We start from the raw sequence: 16,370 nt of genomic DNA on the forward strand, positions 1-16,370 counted from the left end.
CGGGGTTTACCGCAGGGTGAGACGGTGTTTCGCCTGCGCCGCAAAACCCAGTCCCCCGGTGTCGCTTTTATGCAACGCATCGGAACGTGAGTCGCCGATTAATCCTGAATCGACTCGCGACCGTCATCTAAGCTTCATATTACGCAGGCACGGGCGCGGCAGTCGGTCAGGGAACCGCCGGGCACCTGAGCAAAAAGCTCGATAGGGGACACATAGATGCGTAATAACCTGCTTCTGGGCGTGGCTGCGGCCGCGCTCATCGTGCCGGTCGCGGCAATGGCACAAGAAACCACTTCCACGATTCGCGGCTCGGTAACCGCGGGCGGCGCCCCGGTGGCGGGCGCGACCGTGACGATCGTGAACGTGCCGACCGGAACGACCAGCACCTCGGTCACCGACGGCAGCGGCGGCTTCATCGCCAACGGCCTGCGCCCGGGCGGCCCCTACACCGTCTCCGTCACGGCGACCGGCTATGCCAAGACGCAGGTCACCGACATCAACACCACTGTCGCACAGGTTTTCGACCTTCCGATCGAGCTGACCGCCGAAAGCGCCGGCGCCGGGGGCGACGTCGTCGTCACCGCGGCCCGCCTGCCGAACGCGCGCACCGTCTCGCAGGGGCCGGCGACCGTGCTGACCGCCGCGGAAATCGCCAACGTCGCAACGATCAACCGCGACATCCGCGACCTCGAACGCCGCGACCCGTTCGCGCGCCTCGACGACAGTCCCACGGGCGGTCGCGCGATTTCGTTCGCGGGCCAGAACGCGCGCTACAACCGCTTCTCGGTCGACGGCGTTCCGATCACCGACAATTTCGGCCTCAACACCGACGGCCTGCCGAGCCGCCGCTCGCCGATCCCGCTCGACGCGATCGGCCAGTTCCAGGCCAAGGTCGCGCCGTTCGACGTACGCGAGGGCAATTTCCAGGGCGGCGCGATCAACATCGTGCTCAAGTCCGGCACCAATTCCTTCCACGGCACCGGCTTCTACTCGTATATGGGCGACGGCCTGGTCGGTAAGGACACCAAGCCGGGGCCGGGCATCCCCTCGGGCCACACCAGCGTCCCCAGCTTCAAGATTCAGAATTTCGGCGCCGAGCTTTCCGGCCCGATCATCAAGGACAAGGTGTTCTTCATGGTCGCCGGCGAGCGCCTCCGCGGCGGCCGCCCGATCGCCGAGGGTCCGGTCGATAACAATGTCGGCACCGCGATCCCCAATCTGACGCAGGCGCAGGTCAATCAGATCTCGCAAATCGTGAAGGATAAATACGGTTACAATACCGGCGGCGTGCTGCACGACCTGGGCGACAAGGACGACCGCCTCGTCGCGCGCATCGACGCTAACCTGACGGATCGTCAGCGCCTGTCGTTGACCTACACCTACGCCAATGACGCGATCAATCTGACGCAGAACACCTTCTCGTCGATCACCACCGGCAGCCCGGGCCTCGGCCTCGCCTCGAACGCTTATGTCCAGGGCAACCGCCTGCACACCGGTGTGGCGCAGTTGAATTCCGATTGGTCGGATAATTTCTCGACCGAAACCCGCGTCTACTACAAGAACTACAAGCGCATTCAGCAGCCGCTGCTGGGCAAGGGCTTCGCGCAGTTCCGCGTCTGCACCAACCCGGTATCGGGCGGGTCGCTGACGGGCTGCGAGGCGAGCAGCCCGAACGAAGCCGGGACCGACGCGATCGTTGCCTTCGGCCCGGATAGCTCGCGCCAGACCAACGAGCTTCACACCTCGACCTGGGGTGGTTTGCTCCAGGCGCGGCTGACGATGGACAAGCACGACATTCGCGTCTTCACCGAAGTCGCGGCGGTCAGCGTGTTCAATGCCTTCCTGCAGAACACCGCGGGCAGCTATTATTTCGACTCGATCGCCGACCTTCAGGCCGGCCGCGCGAACTCGTTCGCTTACGGCAACGCGATTCCGTCGCTGAGCCCGAACGACGCCGCCGCCAATTTCCACTACCAGAACTATACGTTCGGTATCATGGATCAGTGGCGTGTATCGGATACGTTCAACGTCAGCTTCGGCGCGCGTTACGACTTGTTCGCGCAGCATGACAATCCGGCGCTCAGCCAGGCCTATGTCGATCGGTACAAGGGCGGCGCCTATGTCAACGGCAAGATGGAATATGTCGGCCCGAACTCGGTGAACATCGGCGGCCTCGGCCTGTTCCAGCCGCGTTTCGGCTTCGACTGGAAGCCGATGCCCCGCCTGAGCTTCCGCGGCGGCACCGGCATCTTCGGCGGCGGCACGCCGGACGTCTATGTCTCGAACAGCTTCTCGAACACGGGCGTGTTGACGAACTCGATTTCGATCAACCGCACCGCGACCGGCTATTCGGGCGCGACGACCAACGTCGCCACCGGCAATGCGATCCTCAACAACGTGGCGGGGACGTCGATCCCGGGGGCGGCGAACACGCTACTGACCAACGCCACGGTGTCGACGCTCTCGCCGGTCAATGCGATCGACCGCAATTTCAAGATGCCGTCGCAATGGCGTAGCACCTTGACCGCGGAATATAACGCGAACCTCGGGCCGCTTGGCGACAACTGGCTGCTCGGCGTCGACCTGTTCTATTCCAAGGTCCGCAACCAGGTGTTCTTCACCGATATCCGCTCGACCCCGGTAACCGTCGCGGCCAATGCGCTGACCCCGGACGGCCGTATTCGCTATCAGAATATCGTTGACGGTGCGACGAGCACCAACACCAACACCGATATCCTGATGACCAATACGACGAAGGGCCGCGCGCTGATTGCGATCGCCCGCTTCGATAAGTCGTGGGATATGGGGCTGAGCATCTTCGGCAGCTACACCTACCAGAACATCAAGGATCAGTCCCCCGCGACCTCCTCGACCGCCGGCTCGAACTATTCGAACGGGGCGTTCCTTGACGCGAACAACGTCGCTTACGGTACGTCGAACGACGAAATGCGCCACATGTTCAAATATGGCGTGACCTTCGAACATGCGTTCTTCGGCGACAACAAGACCTCGATCGCGCTGTTCGGCGAGACGCGTATCGGCCGTCCGTTCAGCTACACGTTCCAGGACTTCGGCTCCGCCCGTTCGGCGGTGTTCGGCGTCACCGGGCGCAGCTCGGGCACCAGCTCGGCGGGTAACCGTTACCTGATGTACGTGCCGCTGGTGAACGACCCGCTCGTTTCGTACAGCTCGGTCGATTATCAGAACAAGCTCAACGCGTTCATCGACTCGTCGGGCCTGGGCAAGTTCCGCGGCAAGATCGCGCCGCGTAACGCGTTCAATTCGGCGTGGTTCACCCGTATCGACTTGCACGTCGCGCAGGAACTGCCCACCGGGCTGTTCGGTTCGAAGGTGCAGGTGTTCGCCGACATCGAAAACTTCACCAACTTCCTGAACAAGCGCTGGGGCCAGCTCCGCGAATATGTCTTCCCGTACAATGCGGCGGTGACGCAGGTTCAGTGCCTGACCGCGCCGGCAGCGACGGGCGCGGCGGGCAATGTCGCCGCGAACACCTCGCAGCCGTGCGCTCAATATCGTTACTCGCCGCTGGGCGGGACCAACGACTTCGTGAAGCCGACCGATCAGGTTTACGTGAACCAGTCCCTCTACACGATCCGCATCGGCGCGCGCTTCACCTTCTAAGCGCCCGTCGCTCGGTAAAATCTCACGGGTCGTCGCTCCTTTCGCGGGAGCGGCGGCCCTCTTGTTTTGCACCCTTTCGACAGGCCGTGTAAGGCGAATGGAATGGCGACGCTTCCCGCCCCCCAGGCGACTCCGCCCGTAATGACCGGCGCTCCCTCCGCTGCCGCGGCGCTGGCGCAGGCGCGCGCCTCGACGATGTTCGTCCGCCCGTTTTTCGAGGACAAGGCCCGCGCCTTCTGGTTCCTCCAGGCGGCGGGCTGGTCGGGCTATCTCATCCTGCGCACCGTTTCGAGCATCTCGAACGGCTTCACGCTGCAGGGGGTGGTCACCAATATCATCGAGACGATCGTCGGCTATTGCATCACGCTGCTGCTCTCGACGCTCTACGGCTATTATCGCGGGCTCCCGCGCATCACCGGCATCATCCTGACGTTGCTGACCCTGGGTGCGGCGACCTTCCTTTATGCGCTGCTCGACACCTTCTCGTTCAGCTTCATCAAATTCGCCGCGCCGGGCATCGACGTGAAGCTGCTGATCGGCGCGCTGTTCCTCAATTTCACCGTGCTCGCGGGCTGGTCGGCGCTGTATTTCGGGATCAATTTCTATCTGATCATCGAGGAGCAGATCGATCAGATGCAGCATCTGGAAACCCAGGCGTCCTCGGCGCAGCTCGCGATGCTGCGCTACCAGCTCAACCCGCATTTCCTGTTCAACACGCTCAATTCGATCTCGACTCTGGTGCTGCTCAAGCAGACCGAGCGCGCCAATGCGATGCTGTCGCGGCTCGCCTCGTTCCTGCGCTACACGCTGATCAACGAGCCGACCGCGCATGTCGCGCTGGCGCAGGAGATCGAGACGCTGAAGCTCTATCTCGAGATCGAGAAGATGCGCTTCGAGGATCGGCTGCGCCCCGAATTCGAGATCGATCCGGCCGCGGAAAAGGCGCATCTGCCTTCTCTGCTGCTCCAGCCACTGATCGAAAATGCGATAAAATATGCGGTTACGCCGCAGGAAGAGGGCGCCGAAATCCGCGTTACGGCGCGGCTCGCCGGGGAACGGGTGCAGATCATCGTATCTGATACAGGACCGGGCTTGCAGGCGACAAAGAACCGGCCGAGCCTTTCAACCGGTGTTGGGATTGCCAATATCAGGGAGCGCCTGGCGCAAGCCTATGGCGCGGATCATCGTTTTGAGATCCAGGCGATGCCGCAAGGCGGGTTCCGGGTCGAGATCGAGATTCCGTTCCAGCTCGAATAACCCAGGGGGCAGATGAACAGGGGGATGGAAAAGTGAAGCCGCGGCGGATCGCAACAGCGCCGGCGCGGCGGACGTATTGGAGACTACCAAGGCAATGACCATCCGCACCATTCTCGTCGACGACGAGCCGCTGGCGATCCAGGGGCTCGAGTTGCGCCTGCAGACGCATGACGACGTCGAGATCATCGCCAAGTGCCAGAACGGGCGCGAAGCGATCAGCGCGATCAAGACCCACAAGCCCGATCTCGTCTTTCTCGACATCCAGATGCCCGGATTCGACGGCTTTTCGGTCGTCCAGGGGATGATGGAGGTGGAGCCGCCGCTGTTCGTCTTCGTCACTGCCTATTCGGACCACGCCTTGCGCGCCTTCGAGGCGCAGGCGGTCGATTATCTGATGAAGCCGGTCGAGGAAGCCCGGCTCGCCGACACGCTCGATCGCGTGCGCCAGCGCCTCGCCGAACGCCGCGGCGCCGAGGAAACCGAGAAATTGAAGGAGGCGCTGGCCGAACACGCTCCCGAGGCGGCGGCCGAGATCGGTGCCGGCGACGGCGATCACGTCAACGCCAACCGATTCGAAAAGCTCATCAATATCAAGGATCGCGGGCAGATCTTCCGCGTCGATGTCGACACGATCGAGCTGATCGAGGCAGCCGGCGACTATATGGTGATCAAGACCGCGGATAATTCGCTCGTGCTGCGCGAGACGATGAAGGATCTGGAAAAGCGGCTCGATCCGCGGCGTTTCCAGCGCGTCCACCGCTCGACGATCGTCAACCTCGATCTCGTCAAGCAGGTCAAGCCGCACACCAACGGCGAATGCTTCCTGATCCTCGATTCGGGTGCGCAGGTGAAGGTCAGCCGCTCGTATCGCGACGTGGTGGCGCGCTTCGTCCACTGAGGGCGGCGCGCCTTTTCACCCACCTGCGTCATCCCGGCCTTGAGCCGGGATCCATCGTGCCTCGGGCGCCGCGACTAGGACCTCTTGCCCCGCGCCTGCCTCCCGATGGACCCCGGCTCAAGGCCGGGGTGACGAGGGGTGTGCCTGAGAACGCCCCTCCCCCGCTGGCGACATCGCCCCCGCTCTGCTAGGCGCGCCCGATGCTTACCCTTAATGCCATCACCGTCCGTCTCGGCGGGCGTGCGATCCTCGACGGCGCGAGCGCCGCGCTGCCGCCGGGCAGCCGCGTCGGGCTGATCGGCCGCAACGGCGCGGGCAAATCGACGTTGGTGAAGGCGATCGCCGGGATGCTCGAGCCCGATTCCGGCGCGGTCGAGATGCCGCGCGGCGCGCGCGTCGGCTATATCGCGCAGGAGGCCCCCGCCGGCGAGACCACGCCGTTCGAGGCGGTGCTCGCCGCCGATGTCGAGCGCGCGCGGCTGATGGAAGAGGCCGAAACCGTCACCGATCCCGAGCGGCTCGGCGAAGTCCACGAACGGCTGATCGCGATCGACGCCCACGCCGCCCCGGCGCGTGCCGCGCGCATCCTCGTCGGGCTCGGCTTCGACGAGGAGGCGCAGGGGCGCCCGCTCGACAGCTTCTCGGGCGGGTGGCGGATGCGCGTCGCGCTCGCGGCGCTGCTCTTCTCGCAGCCCGATCTGCTGCTGCTCGACGAACCCTCGAACCACCTCGATCTCGAAGCGGTGATGTGGCTGGAGGATTTCCTCAAATCCTATCGCGCGACGATCGTCGTGGTCAGCCACGAGCGCGATTTCCTCAACAATGTCGTCGATCACATCCTGCATCTGCAGGGCGGCAAGACCACGCTCTATGTCGGCGGCTATGATGCGTTCGAGCGCCAGCGCGCCGAGCGGATGGCGCAGCTTGCCGCCGCGCGCGCCAACCAGGATGCGCAGCGCGCCAAGCTGCAGGATTATATCGCGCGCAACTCGGCCCGCGCCTCGACCGCCAAACAGGCGCAGAGCCGCGCCAAGATGCTGGCCAAGCTCCAGCCGATCGCCGAGATCGCCAACGATCCGACGCTGGCGTTCGACTTCCCCGACCCCGAACCTTTGCGCCCGCCGCTGATCACGCTCGATCACGCGGCGGTCGGCTATGGCGAAACGCCGATCCTCAAGCGGCTCAACCTGCGGCTCGATCCCGACGATCGCATCGCGCTGCTCGGCCGCAACGGCAACGGCAAGACCACCCTCGCCCGCCTGATCGCCGCGCAGCTCGCGCCGATGGAGGGGGATATGGCCGCCTCGTCGCGGATGAAGGTCGGCTATTTCACCCAATATCAGGTGGAAGAGCTCGACGTCGACGATACCCCGCTGGCGCATATGACGCGGGTGATGCGCGGCGCGACCCCGGCGGCGGTGCGCGCGCAGCTCGGCCGGTTCGGCTTTTCGGGCGACAAGGCGACGACGCAGGTCGGCAAGCTGTCAGGCGGCGAGCGCGCGCGGCTGGCGCTCGCGCTGATTACCCGCGATGCGCCGCATCTCCTGATCCTCGACGAGCCGACCAACCACCTCGACGTCGACGCGCGCGAGGCGCTGGTGCAGGCGCTGGCGGGCTATAAGGGCGCGGTGCTGATCGTCAGCCACGATCGGCATATGGTCGAGCTGACCGCCGACCGGCTGGTGCTGGTCGACGGCGGGACGGCGCGCGAATTCGACGGCAGCCTCGACGATTATGTTTCGCTGGTGCTGGCGAAGGAGCCCAAGGCGGAGGGCGGCAAGCCCAACCGCAAGGACGAGCGCCGCGCCGCCGCCGAAAAGCGCGAAGCGGCGAAGGCGTGGCGCAAGGCGGCGCGCGATGCCGAGAGCGAGCTGGCGAAGTTCAATGCCGAACGCTCGGCGGTCGACCGCGCGATGTTCGATCCCGCCGGGGCCGATGCCGCGCTCGCCAAGCTGACGATGACCGAACTGATGAAGCGCCGCGCGTCGCTCACCGAGAAGATCGAGGCGGCGGAAGCGCGCTGGCTGGAGGCGAGCGAGGCGCTGGAGGAGGCGTAAGCCTCAAAAGCCCCTCCCCTTCAGGGGAGGGGTTACAGGTTATTCTTCGCCCTCGGCCTCTTCCGCAGGCCGCTCGAACCACGCCTCGACCGGGCCGGAGAGCTTGATCGTCAGCGGGCGGCCGTGGCGGTCGACTTTCTTGCCGAGCGCGACGCGGATCCAGCCTTCGCTGATCGAATATTCCTCGACGTCCTTACGCTCGACGCCCTTGAAACGGATGCCGACGCCGCGCTCCAGCGCTTCCTGGTGGAAGTGCGGGCTGCGCGGATCGATCGACAGATGGTCGGGAGGTGTATCGCTCATGGGCGCGGCGCTTAAAGCATTTTCGGGAAAAGTGGATACCGGTTTTCCGCTTCGGAAATGCGCAAAAGCAAAAAATCTCGGTCAGCACCGCCGGATCAACGCAAAAACGGCGCGGGGGCTACCCGCGCCGTCCCTGCGTGACCGGAAACGGGCGCCTTAGCGGCAGACCCGCACCGGTTCCTCGCGGCCCCAATAAGGATCCCAGCGCCAGCTGGTGTAGCAGCGCGGGTAATAGGGCCGTTCGTAGTAATAATAGCTCGGCGGCGGCGGGGGCGGCGCGTCGTAATAATAATAACGCGGGCGGTCGCTCGAGGCGATCGCGGCCCCGATGCCGAGGCCAAGGATGCCACCGACCAGCGCCGCGCCCGCCGCGTCGCCGCCGCGGTGGTAATGGCGATACCCGCCCCAGCGCTGCGCGTCAGCCGGCGCCGCGACGGTCAATGCCGTCGCCGCCAGCGCCACGCCGAGGCCCGCCTTTTTCAGAAAGCCGCTCATCTCGAACCTCCAGAACTCAAAACCGGCTCGCGGTGTCAACGCGTGACGCTGCGAGCTTGTTGCTTTTGCTAGCCGAGTCGGGCTGAATGAGGCTGGAATACGGCATTCACCCCGCGTTTAGGTAGGCTCATGGCGCATTGGCTGCTCAAATCAGAACCCGAGAGCTATTCGTGGGACGATCTGGTCCGCGACGGCGGCACCGAATGGGATGGCGTGCGCAACAATGCCGCCGCGCTCCACCTGCGCGCGATGCAGCCCGGTGATCGCGCGCTGATCTATCACAGCGGGGGCGAAAAGGCCGCGGTGGGCGTCGCCGAGATCACCCGCGCCGCGCGCAAGGACGGCGACGAGGGCAATTGGGTATCGGTCGCGATCCGCCCGATCGCGCCGCTACCCCATCCGGTGACGCTGGCGGCGATGAAGGCCGAACCCGCGCTCGCCGGGCTGCAGATGCTGCGCCAGTCGCGGCTTTCGGTCTCCCCGGTGGGCGATGCCGAATGGAAAACGATCGAAGCAATGGCGGCCCGTTGACCGCCACCCGTCTCGGCGCACTTTCGTTTCATTATTTGGACATAAACTGCGCCTAGCGGCCGATCGCAGCAGGCGGGACAAACCTGGCGCGAATCGGGGGATGCGAGCGGATCGACTCCAGCTGAGCCGAAACGCGCGCCCTCGCCGCACCGGGCGTCGCGCCTCGCTCACCGATATAAGTCAAAAAAAAGGGTAATCATCGTGTCGATCAATCGCACTCGCCCCGCGCTGCTCGCGGGTGTGGCCGCCAGCCTTGCTGTTTTCGCGGCCCCCGCGCACGCCCAGACGGCGGACGCCCCCACCCCTGCCGCCGCGCCGGAAGGCGACGGGCTCGGCGAGATCGTCGTCACCGCCGAGCGTCGCAGCGAGAATCTGCAGAAAGTGCCGGTGTCGGTCGCCGCGGTGAGCGGCGCGGATCTGCGCAACTTCCAGGCGGCGGGCGAGGACATCCTGTCGCTCTCGGGCCGCGTGCCCAGCCTCTATATCGAGACGACCACCGGCCGCATCTTCCCGCGCTTCTACATCCGCGGCCTCGGCAACGTGGACTTCTACCTCGGCGCCTCGCAGCCGGTGTCGATCATCCAGGACGACGTGGTGCTCGAGCATGTCGTGCTCAAGTCGAACCCGGTCTATGACGTCGCGCAGGTCGAAGTGCTGCGTGGCCCGCAGGGCTCGCTGTTCGGCCGCAACACCACCGCCGGCATCATCAAGTTCGACACCCAGAAGCCGACGATGGACTGGCAGGGCCGCGGCTCCGCCTCGTGGGGCAGCTACAACACCGTGTCGGCCGATGTCGGCATCGGCGGCCCGATCGTCGCCGACAAGCTGGCGTTCCGCGTCTCGGGCATGTGGCAGCATCGCGACAATTGGGTCAGCAACAATTACGCCGGCCCGAGCGCCGACGGCACCAAGGGCGGCAAGGATGTGATGGGCGGCTTCAACGACCGCAACGCGCGCCTGCAGCTCCTCTTCACCCCGACCGACACTTTCTCGATCGACGTTTCGGGCCATGTCCGCGATTACGACGGCACCTCGACATTGTTCCACCGCGCCGCGCTCAAGAAGGGCTCGAACAACGTCCAGGCCGAGCCGCGCGATATCGTCGCCTATGACGAGGCGAACAACAATGTGCAGTCCTACAAGACGCAGGGCGCCTCGGTGCGCGCGGCGTGGAATTTCGGCGGCGCGACGCTGACCTCGATCACCGCCTACGAACATAGCTCGGGCTACAGCCGCGGCGATACCGACGGCGGCGCGGCGGTGAACTTCCCGTTCAACGGCAACCCCAACGGCTTCGGCCAGAGCGAGGGCTATCTGCGCGGGCTCGATCAGTGGACGCAGGAACTGCGCCTCGCCTCGGACGGTAACGGCCCGTTCAAGTGGCAGTTCGGCGGCTTCTATTTCGACAGCCGCGACATCACCGATTTCTACCAGCGCGGCTATTTCCTGCTGCCGACCAGCGCGGGCTATAACCCGAACAACTGGGTGCGGCTGCATGACGTCAACACCTCCTGGGCGGTGTTCGGCCAGGCGAGCTACAAGATCGGCAACCTGACCCTCACCGGCGGCGCGCGCTACACCGAGGATCGCAAGCACACCACCTTGCTGCAGGCCGCGCTCAACGCCGCCGGCACGACCGCGAACTTCCCGGCGAATGCGCCGCGCGACGTGCGCCTCGTCGGCAAGGAGCCGAGCTGGGACGTGTCGGCGCTGTACGAAGTGAACCCGGATCTCAACGTCTACGCCCGCGTCGCGCGCGGTTTCCGTGGCCCGACGATCCAGGGCCGCTCGGCGGTGTTCGGCGCCCCCTTCACCACGGCGGATTCGGAAACGATCATGTCGTATGAAGCGGGCTTCAAGTCGCAGCCGACCGCCAACCTGCGCTTCAACGCCACCGCCTTCGCGTATACGGTGAAGAACATCCAGCTCAACGGCAATGACTCGTTCGGCAACGGCGTGCTGTTCAACGCCGATCACGCCAATGCCTATGGCATCGAGGCCGAGGCGGAATGGCGCCCGATCCGCAACATCACCTTCACGCTCGGCGCCAGCGCGCTGCACAGCAAGATCAAGGACAGCCGCGTCTATGCGCAGACCTGCAGCCTCAACGGCGTGATGGTCTGCACCGTGCTCGATCCCTATTTCACCAAGGGCACCGGGACGGGCACGACCTATTTCGCGTCAATCAACGGCAATCCGCTGCCGAACGCGCCGACCTTCAACATCGACGGCGCGATCCGCTACGATATCCCGCTGGGCAATGGCGGCAACTTCTTCGTCAACGCCGACGCGAACGTGCAGGGCTATACCAACTTCGTGCTGTACCACACGAAGGAGTTCTACTCGGACGGCAACCTCGAACTCGGTCTGAAGGTCGGCTACACCACCCCGGACAAGAAGTATGAGATCGCCGCCTTCGCGCGGAACATCACCAACGAAAAGAACCTCAAGGGCGTGATCGAGAATTACATGGCGGCGGTGTTCAACGAACCGCGCGTCATCGGGGTCTCGATCTCCGGCAAGTTCAACTGATCGGGCAAGGGGGCGGGCCGCACGACGGCCCGCCCCCTTCCCCAGCCGATAACGGCACATAAAAAAATGGGCGGGATGGCTGATGCCGTCCCGCCCTTTTTCATTTCCCGTCATCCTGGCGCAAGCCAGGATCTCAGGCCGCGAGCGCGCACCTCGCGGCACGCGCCCCCGGCTTCCGCCGGGGTGACGGCACCGGGATTATGCAGCTTCCTTCGACCGCGCCGCGCGCTTGCGCTCGTGCGGATCGAGGTGGCGCTTGCGCAGCCGGATCGACTTCGGGGTCACCTCGACCATCTCGTCGTCGTCGATATAGGCGATCGCCTGTTCCAGCGTCATCCGCTTCGGCGGGGTCAGCCGGATCGCATCGTCCTTGCCGCCCGAGGCGCGGAAGTTGGTGAGCTGCTTCGCCTTCATCGGATTGACCTCGAGGTCGTCCGTCTTGGCGTTTTCGCCGATGATCATGCCCTCGTAGAGTGGATCGCCCGGCGCGACCATCAGGATGCCGCGCTCTTCAAGGCTGCCGAGCGCATAGGCATTGGCCTCGCCCGAGCCGTTGGAGATCAGCACGCCGTTCTTGCGGCCGTCGATCTGGCCCTTGTACGGCCCGTACTTCTCGAACAGCCGGTTCATGATCCCGGTGCCGCGCGTGTCGGACAGGAATTCGCCGTGATAGCCGATCAGCCCGCGGCTCGGCGCCGAGAAGGTGATGCGGGTCTTGCCGCCGCCCGAGGGACGCATATCGGTCATCTCGGCCTTGCGCTGGTTCATCTTGTCGACGACCGTGCCCGAGAATTCCTCGTCGACGTCGATCACCACCGTCTCATACGGCTCCTCGCGGCCGGCGTCGCCGTCGCGGAACAGCACGCGCGGGCGGCTGATGCCGAGTTCGAAGCCCTCGCGGCGCATCGTCTCGATCAGCACGCCGAGCTGCAATTCGCCGCGCCCCGCCACCTCGAAGCTGTCCTTGTCAGCGGCTTCGGTGACCTTGATCGCGACGTTCGATTCCGCCTCGCGGAACAGGCGATCGCGGATCATGCGGCTGGTGACCTTGCTGCCCTCGCGCCCGGCCATCGGCGAATCGTTGACCGCGAAGCGCATCGACAGCGTCGGCGGGTCGATCGGCTGCGCCTGGATCGGGGTCTCGACCGCGACATCGGCGATCGTATTGGCGACGGTCGCGACGGCCAGCCCGGCGAGACTGATGATGTCGCCCGCGCGCGCTTCCTCGACCGGAACGCGTTCCAGCCCGCGGAAGCTCATCAGCTTCGACGCGCGGCCGGTTTCGATCACCTTGCCCTCCTGATCGAGCGCGTGGATCGGCTGGTTGACCTTGACCACGCCCGATTGGACGCGGCCGGTGAGGATGCGGCCGAGGAAATTGTCGCGGTCGAGCAAGGTCACGAGGAAGCTGAACGGCGCCTCCTCATCGAGCGCGGGCGGCGGGACATGGCCGACGATCTTCTGGAACAGCGGTTCCAGCGTCCCTTCGCGCACGTCGGGATTGTCCCCGGCGTAACCGTTGCGGCCCGAGGCGAACAGCACCGGAAAATCGAGCTGCTCGTCGGTCGCGTCGAGCGAGACGAACAGGTCGAACACCTCGTCGAGCACTTCCTGCGCGCGCGCGTCCGACCGGTCGATCTTGTTGACCACCACGATCGGGCGCAGCCCCAGCGCCAGCGCCTTGCCGGTGACGAACTTGGTCTGCGGCATCGCGCCTTCGGCGGCGTCGACCAGCAGGATCACCCCGTCGACCATCGACAGGATGCGCTCCACCTCGCCGCCGAAATCGGCGTGGCCGGGGGTGTCGACGATGTTGATGCGGGTGCCCTGCCATTCGATCGAGGTCGGCTTGGCGAGAATGGTGATCCCGCGTTCCTTTTCGAGATCGTTCGAATCCATCGCGCGTTCCTCGACGCGCTGATTGTCGCGAAACGTGCCGGACTGGCGGAACAGCTGATCCACCAGGGTGGTCTTGCCATGATCGACGTGCGCGATGATGGCGATATTGCGCAGATTCATCAGAAAATCCTGGAATGGCCGCAAAGCGCTGCGGCCTGTTGCGCGCGCCGATAGCCTATTTGCTGCATTGCGGCTAGGGTTTCATTGACAGTTGAACCCGCCCGCCAGCGTGTTACATATGCAATACAGTTGAATATGCGGCGGCGGCGGGTCATCCTCGCCGGCACCGCTGGAGGAAAAGATGGCGACAACTCCCGAGACGACGACAGCCGCCGAGCCCGCGCTGAAGCTGACGCCCCCCGATCCCGTCCCGACCGTCGCGACCGAGCAGGCCGCCGGGCTGGTGCCGGTCGACGACGGCACCAAGTCGAAGCTGGAGGAGCGCGTCGACCAGTTCATCGCGCAGCTCGTCGCGCAGGACGCCAATTCGCCCGAATTCGGCAAGCGCGTCGATGCGATCACGGCGATGGGCGCGAAGGAAATCCGCGACGCCGCCGGCCAGTCGAACCGCTTCCTCGATCGCCCGGTGCGCGCGATGGATCAGGAAGGCGGGGTCGGCAAGGATCTCGCCCAGCTCCGCCGCGTGGTCGAGGATCTCGATCCGGGCCGGAAGGGCAATCTCACCGCGCCGCAGAAGCTGTTCGGGATCATCCCGTTCGGCAACAAGATGCGCAATTATTTCGACAGCTACAAATCGAGCCAGACGCATATCGCCTCGATCCTGAGGAGCCTTTCCTCGGGCAAGGACGAGCTGTTGATGGACAATGCCGCGATCGATACCGAGCGCGCCAATCTGTGGTCGGCGATGGGCCGGCTGGAGCAGATGATCCACCTCTCCAAGCTGATGGACGCCAAGCTGGAGGATAAGGCCAACGAGCTTGACGCGACCGATCCGGCCAAGGCCAAGGCGATCCGCGAGACCGCCCTGTTCTACGCCCGCCAGCGCACGCAGGATCTGCTGACGCAGATGGCGGTGACGGTGCAGGGCTATCTCGCGCTCGATCTGGTCAAGAAGAACAATGTCGAGCTGATCAAGGGCGTCGACCGCGCCTCCACCACCACCGTCTCGGCGCTGCGCACCGCGGTGACGGTGGCGCAGGCGATGACCAACCAGCGGCTGGTGCTGGAGCAGATCACCCAGCTCAACACCACCACCGCCAATATCATCGATTCGACCGGCAAGTTGCTCCGTTCGAACACCGCGACGATCCACGAGCAGGCCGCGGGCTCGACCATCCCGCTGGAGACGCTGCAGCGCGCCTTCCAGAACATCTATGACACGATGGACGCGATCGACACCTTCAAGATGAAGGCGCTCGATTCGATGAAGACGACGGTCGACACGCTGGGCCGCGAAGTGGAGAAATCGCGCGGCTATATCGCCCGCGCCGAGGGTGCCGCGCAGAGCCAGCTCAGCGCCCCGCAGGATAATTTCAAACTGGAGTCGGTGTGAGCGACACCTCCGAACAGACCATCGCCGCCGCGCGCGCTGCCTACGAGCGGATCACCGGCGCGCGCTACGACGCGGGCTATATGCTGCGCCGGCGGCGCGACTCCGGGGTGCAGCGGCTCGGGAAACGGCTGGCGCGGATCGCGATCGCCGATGCGGCGATCCTCGTTGCGGCGGTGGTGATCGGGCTGATCATCCCGCTCGGCATCATGGGGGCCACCGCGGTGATGGCGCTGCTGCTCGCCGCGACGGTGACGCTGGCGATCTGGCCGCCCGACGCGCCGGTCGCGCCCGAGCGGCTGCGCCAGGCGGATATCCGCGCCTTGCCGACGCAGACCGCGCGCTGGCTCGATTCGCAGCGCACCGCCCTCCCCGCGCCGGCGGTGGCGGTGGCCGACCGGATCGGGGTGCGGCTCGATACGCTCGGCGCGCAGCTCGCCGGGCTGAACGAAGAGACCCCCGCGACCGGCGAAATCCGCCGGCTGGTCGGCGAGCAATTGCCCGAATTCGTCCGCGATTATCAGCGCGTCCCGCGCGAGCTGCGCGGCACCCCGCGCAACGGCAAGACCCCCGACCGCCAGCTCACCGACGGGCTTGAACTGATCGAGCGCCAGATCGGGCAAATGTCCGAAGAACTGGCGCAGGGCGACCTCGATTCGCTCGCGACGCGCGGGCGCTATCTCGAGGTCAAATATCGCGGCGACGAGGGTTAACCCTCGCACCGTCACCCGGCCTTGAGCCAGGGTGACGGGGGACGTCCGATCGGCTAGCGCGGCCGGCATGAGCGATCGCGTGCTGAACTTCGAGGGCATCCACAATTTCCGCGACTATGGCGGCTATGACACCTCCGCCGGCCGGCTGCGCACCGGTCTGCTGTGGCGCTCCGGCCAGCACGGCGCGGCGACCGCAGCCGATCTCGCGAGCCTCGCCGACCTCCGCATTAGCACCGTGATCGACCTGCGCGGCGACAGCGAGCGGGCGCTGGCACCGTGCCTGCGTCACGACGGCTTCGACGGCCTGGTGCTGTTCGCGCCGGGCGAGACCGCCGGGATCGAACTCGCCCCGCATGAAGAGGCCGGGCGCGGCATCACCACCGCTGCCGAAGCGCGCGGGGCGATGACCCGGCTTTATGCCGCGATGCCCTATCGCCCGATCCTGGCCCGCTCGCTGAGTTGGCCCCCGAAATGACCTGACAGGGTCTCGCTCTTAGATAAGAGTGAGCCATATGACTGAGCATACGACTAGG

The 16,370-nt window shown here is 65.4% G+C and carries 12 protein-coding genes; 9 read left to right on the forward strand and 3 right to left on the reverse strand.

The annotated features are described in order from the left end of the window. Positions 1–216: 216 nt before the first annotated feature. The 4 genes from BGN95_RS10775 to BGN95_RS10790 all read left to right on the forward strand — a co-directional run bounded on the left by BGN95_RS10775 (position 217) and on the right by BGN95_RS10790 (position 7,854). Positions 217–3,642, forward strand: coding sequence for a TonB-dependent receptor (locus BGN95_RS10775; protein WP_179511406.1), 3,426 nt, complete (start codon positions 217–219; stop codon positions 3,640–3,642). A gap of 195 nt (positions 3,643–3,837) precedes the next feature. Continuing rightward, positions 3,838–4,899, forward strand: a complete 1,062-nt coding sequence (locus BGN95_RS10780; protein ID WP_286772605.1) for a sensor histidine kinase — start codon at positions 3,838–3,840, stop codon at positions 4,897–4,899. A gap of 94 nt (positions 4,900–4,993) precedes the next feature. Then, complete coding sequence (locus BGN95_RS10785) at positions 4,994–5,797, forward strand: LytR/AlgR family response regulator transcription factor (protein ID WP_179511405.1); 804 nt, start codon at positions 4,994–4,996, stop codon at positions 5,795–5,797. A gap of 200 nt (positions 5,798–5,997) precedes the next feature. Further along, positions 5,998–7,854: an ABC-F family ATP-binding cassette domain-containing protein gene (locus BGN95_RS10790; RefSeq protein WP_179511404.1), complete on the forward strand. Its 1,857-nt coding sequence runs from the start codon at positions 5,998–6,000 to the stop codon at positions 7,852–7,854. 39 nt (positions 7,855–7,893) lie between these two features. Here BGN95_RS10790 and BGN95_RS10795 read toward each other — a convergent pair whose 3' ends face one another. Together BGN95_RS10795 and BGN95_RS10800 are read right to left on the reverse strand one after the other, a co-directional pair. Continuing rightward, positions 7,894–8,157, reverse strand: a complete 264-nt coding sequence (locus BGN95_RS10795) for a DUF3297 family protein (RefSeq protein WP_179511403.1) — start codon at positions 8,155–8,157, stop codon at positions 7,894–7,896. Positions 8,158–8,313: 156 nt separating this feature from the next. Next, entirely contained in the window at positions 8,314–8,652 is a 339-nt protein-coding gene (locus BGN95_RS10800; RefSeq protein WP_179511402.1) for a hypothetical protein, read from the reverse strand. Positions 8,653–8,781: 129 nt separating this feature from the next. Between BGN95_RS10800 and BGN95_RS10805 the strand changes: the two genes are divergently transcribed. Both BGN95_RS10805 and BGN95_RS10810 read left to right on the forward strand, forming a co-directional pair. Next, complete coding sequence (locus tag BGN95_RS10805; RefSeq protein ID WP_179511401.1) at positions 8,782–9,183, forward strand: EVE domain-containing protein; 402 nt, start codon at positions 8,782–8,784, stop codon at positions 9,181–9,183. Between the two features lie 201 nt (positions 9,184–9,384). After that, positions 9,385–11,715 carry a TonB-dependent receptor gene (locus tag BGN95_RS10810; RefSeq protein ID WP_432423311.1) on the forward strand — a complete coding sequence of 777 codons (2,331 nt, stop codon included), beginning with the start codon at positions 9,385–9,387 and terminating at the stop codon, positions 11,713–11,715. A gap of 198 nt (positions 11,716–11,913) precedes the next feature. Here BGN95_RS10810 and typA read toward each other — a convergent pair whose 3' ends face one another. Next, on the reverse strand, positions 11,914–13,734 hold the full coding sequence (gene typA, locus BGN95_RS10815; RefSeq protein WP_179511400.1) for a translational GTPase TypA: 1,821 nt from the start codon (positions 13,732–13,734) through the stop codon (positions 11,914–11,916). A gap of 181 nt (positions 13,735–13,915) precedes the next feature. Here typA and BGN95_RS10820 point away from each other — a divergent pair, with 181 nt between their 5' ends. The 3 genes from BGN95_RS10820 (at position 13,916) to BGN95_RS10830 (ending at position 16,312) form a co-directional block, all read left to right on the forward strand. Further along, a complete protein-coding gene (locus tag BGN95_RS10820) occupies positions 13,916–15,127 on the forward strand; it encodes a toxic anion resistance protein (protein ID WP_179511399.1) in 1,212 nt (403 codons plus the stop codon). Continuing rightward, positions 15,124–15,837 (forward strand): hypothetical protein, encoded by a 714-nt coding sequence (locus BGN95_RS10825; protein WP_286772600.1) that lies wholly within the window; start codon positions 15,124–15,126, stop codon positions 15,835–15,837. The genes BGN95_RS10820 and BGN95_RS10825 overlap by 4 nt, the downstream gene beginning before the upstream one ends. A 67-nt stretch (positions 15,838–15,904) precedes the next feature. Continuing rightward, the gene (locus BGN95_RS10830) at positions 15,905–16,312 is read left to right on the forward strand and encodes a tyrosine-protein phosphatase (RefSeq protein WP_286772601.1); all 408 of its coding nucleotides are present in this window, start codon (positions 15,905–15,907) and stop codon (positions 16,310–16,312) included. Positions 16,313–16,370: the final 58 nt, after the last annotated feature.

Origin of the sequence: Sphingomonas sp. 66-10, from assembly GCF_001897045.1 — a bacterium.
GTDB classification, from domain to species: domain Bacteria; phylum Pseudomonadota; class Alphaproteobacteria; order Sphingomonadales; family Sphingomonadaceae; genus Sphingomonas; species Sphingomonas lycopersici.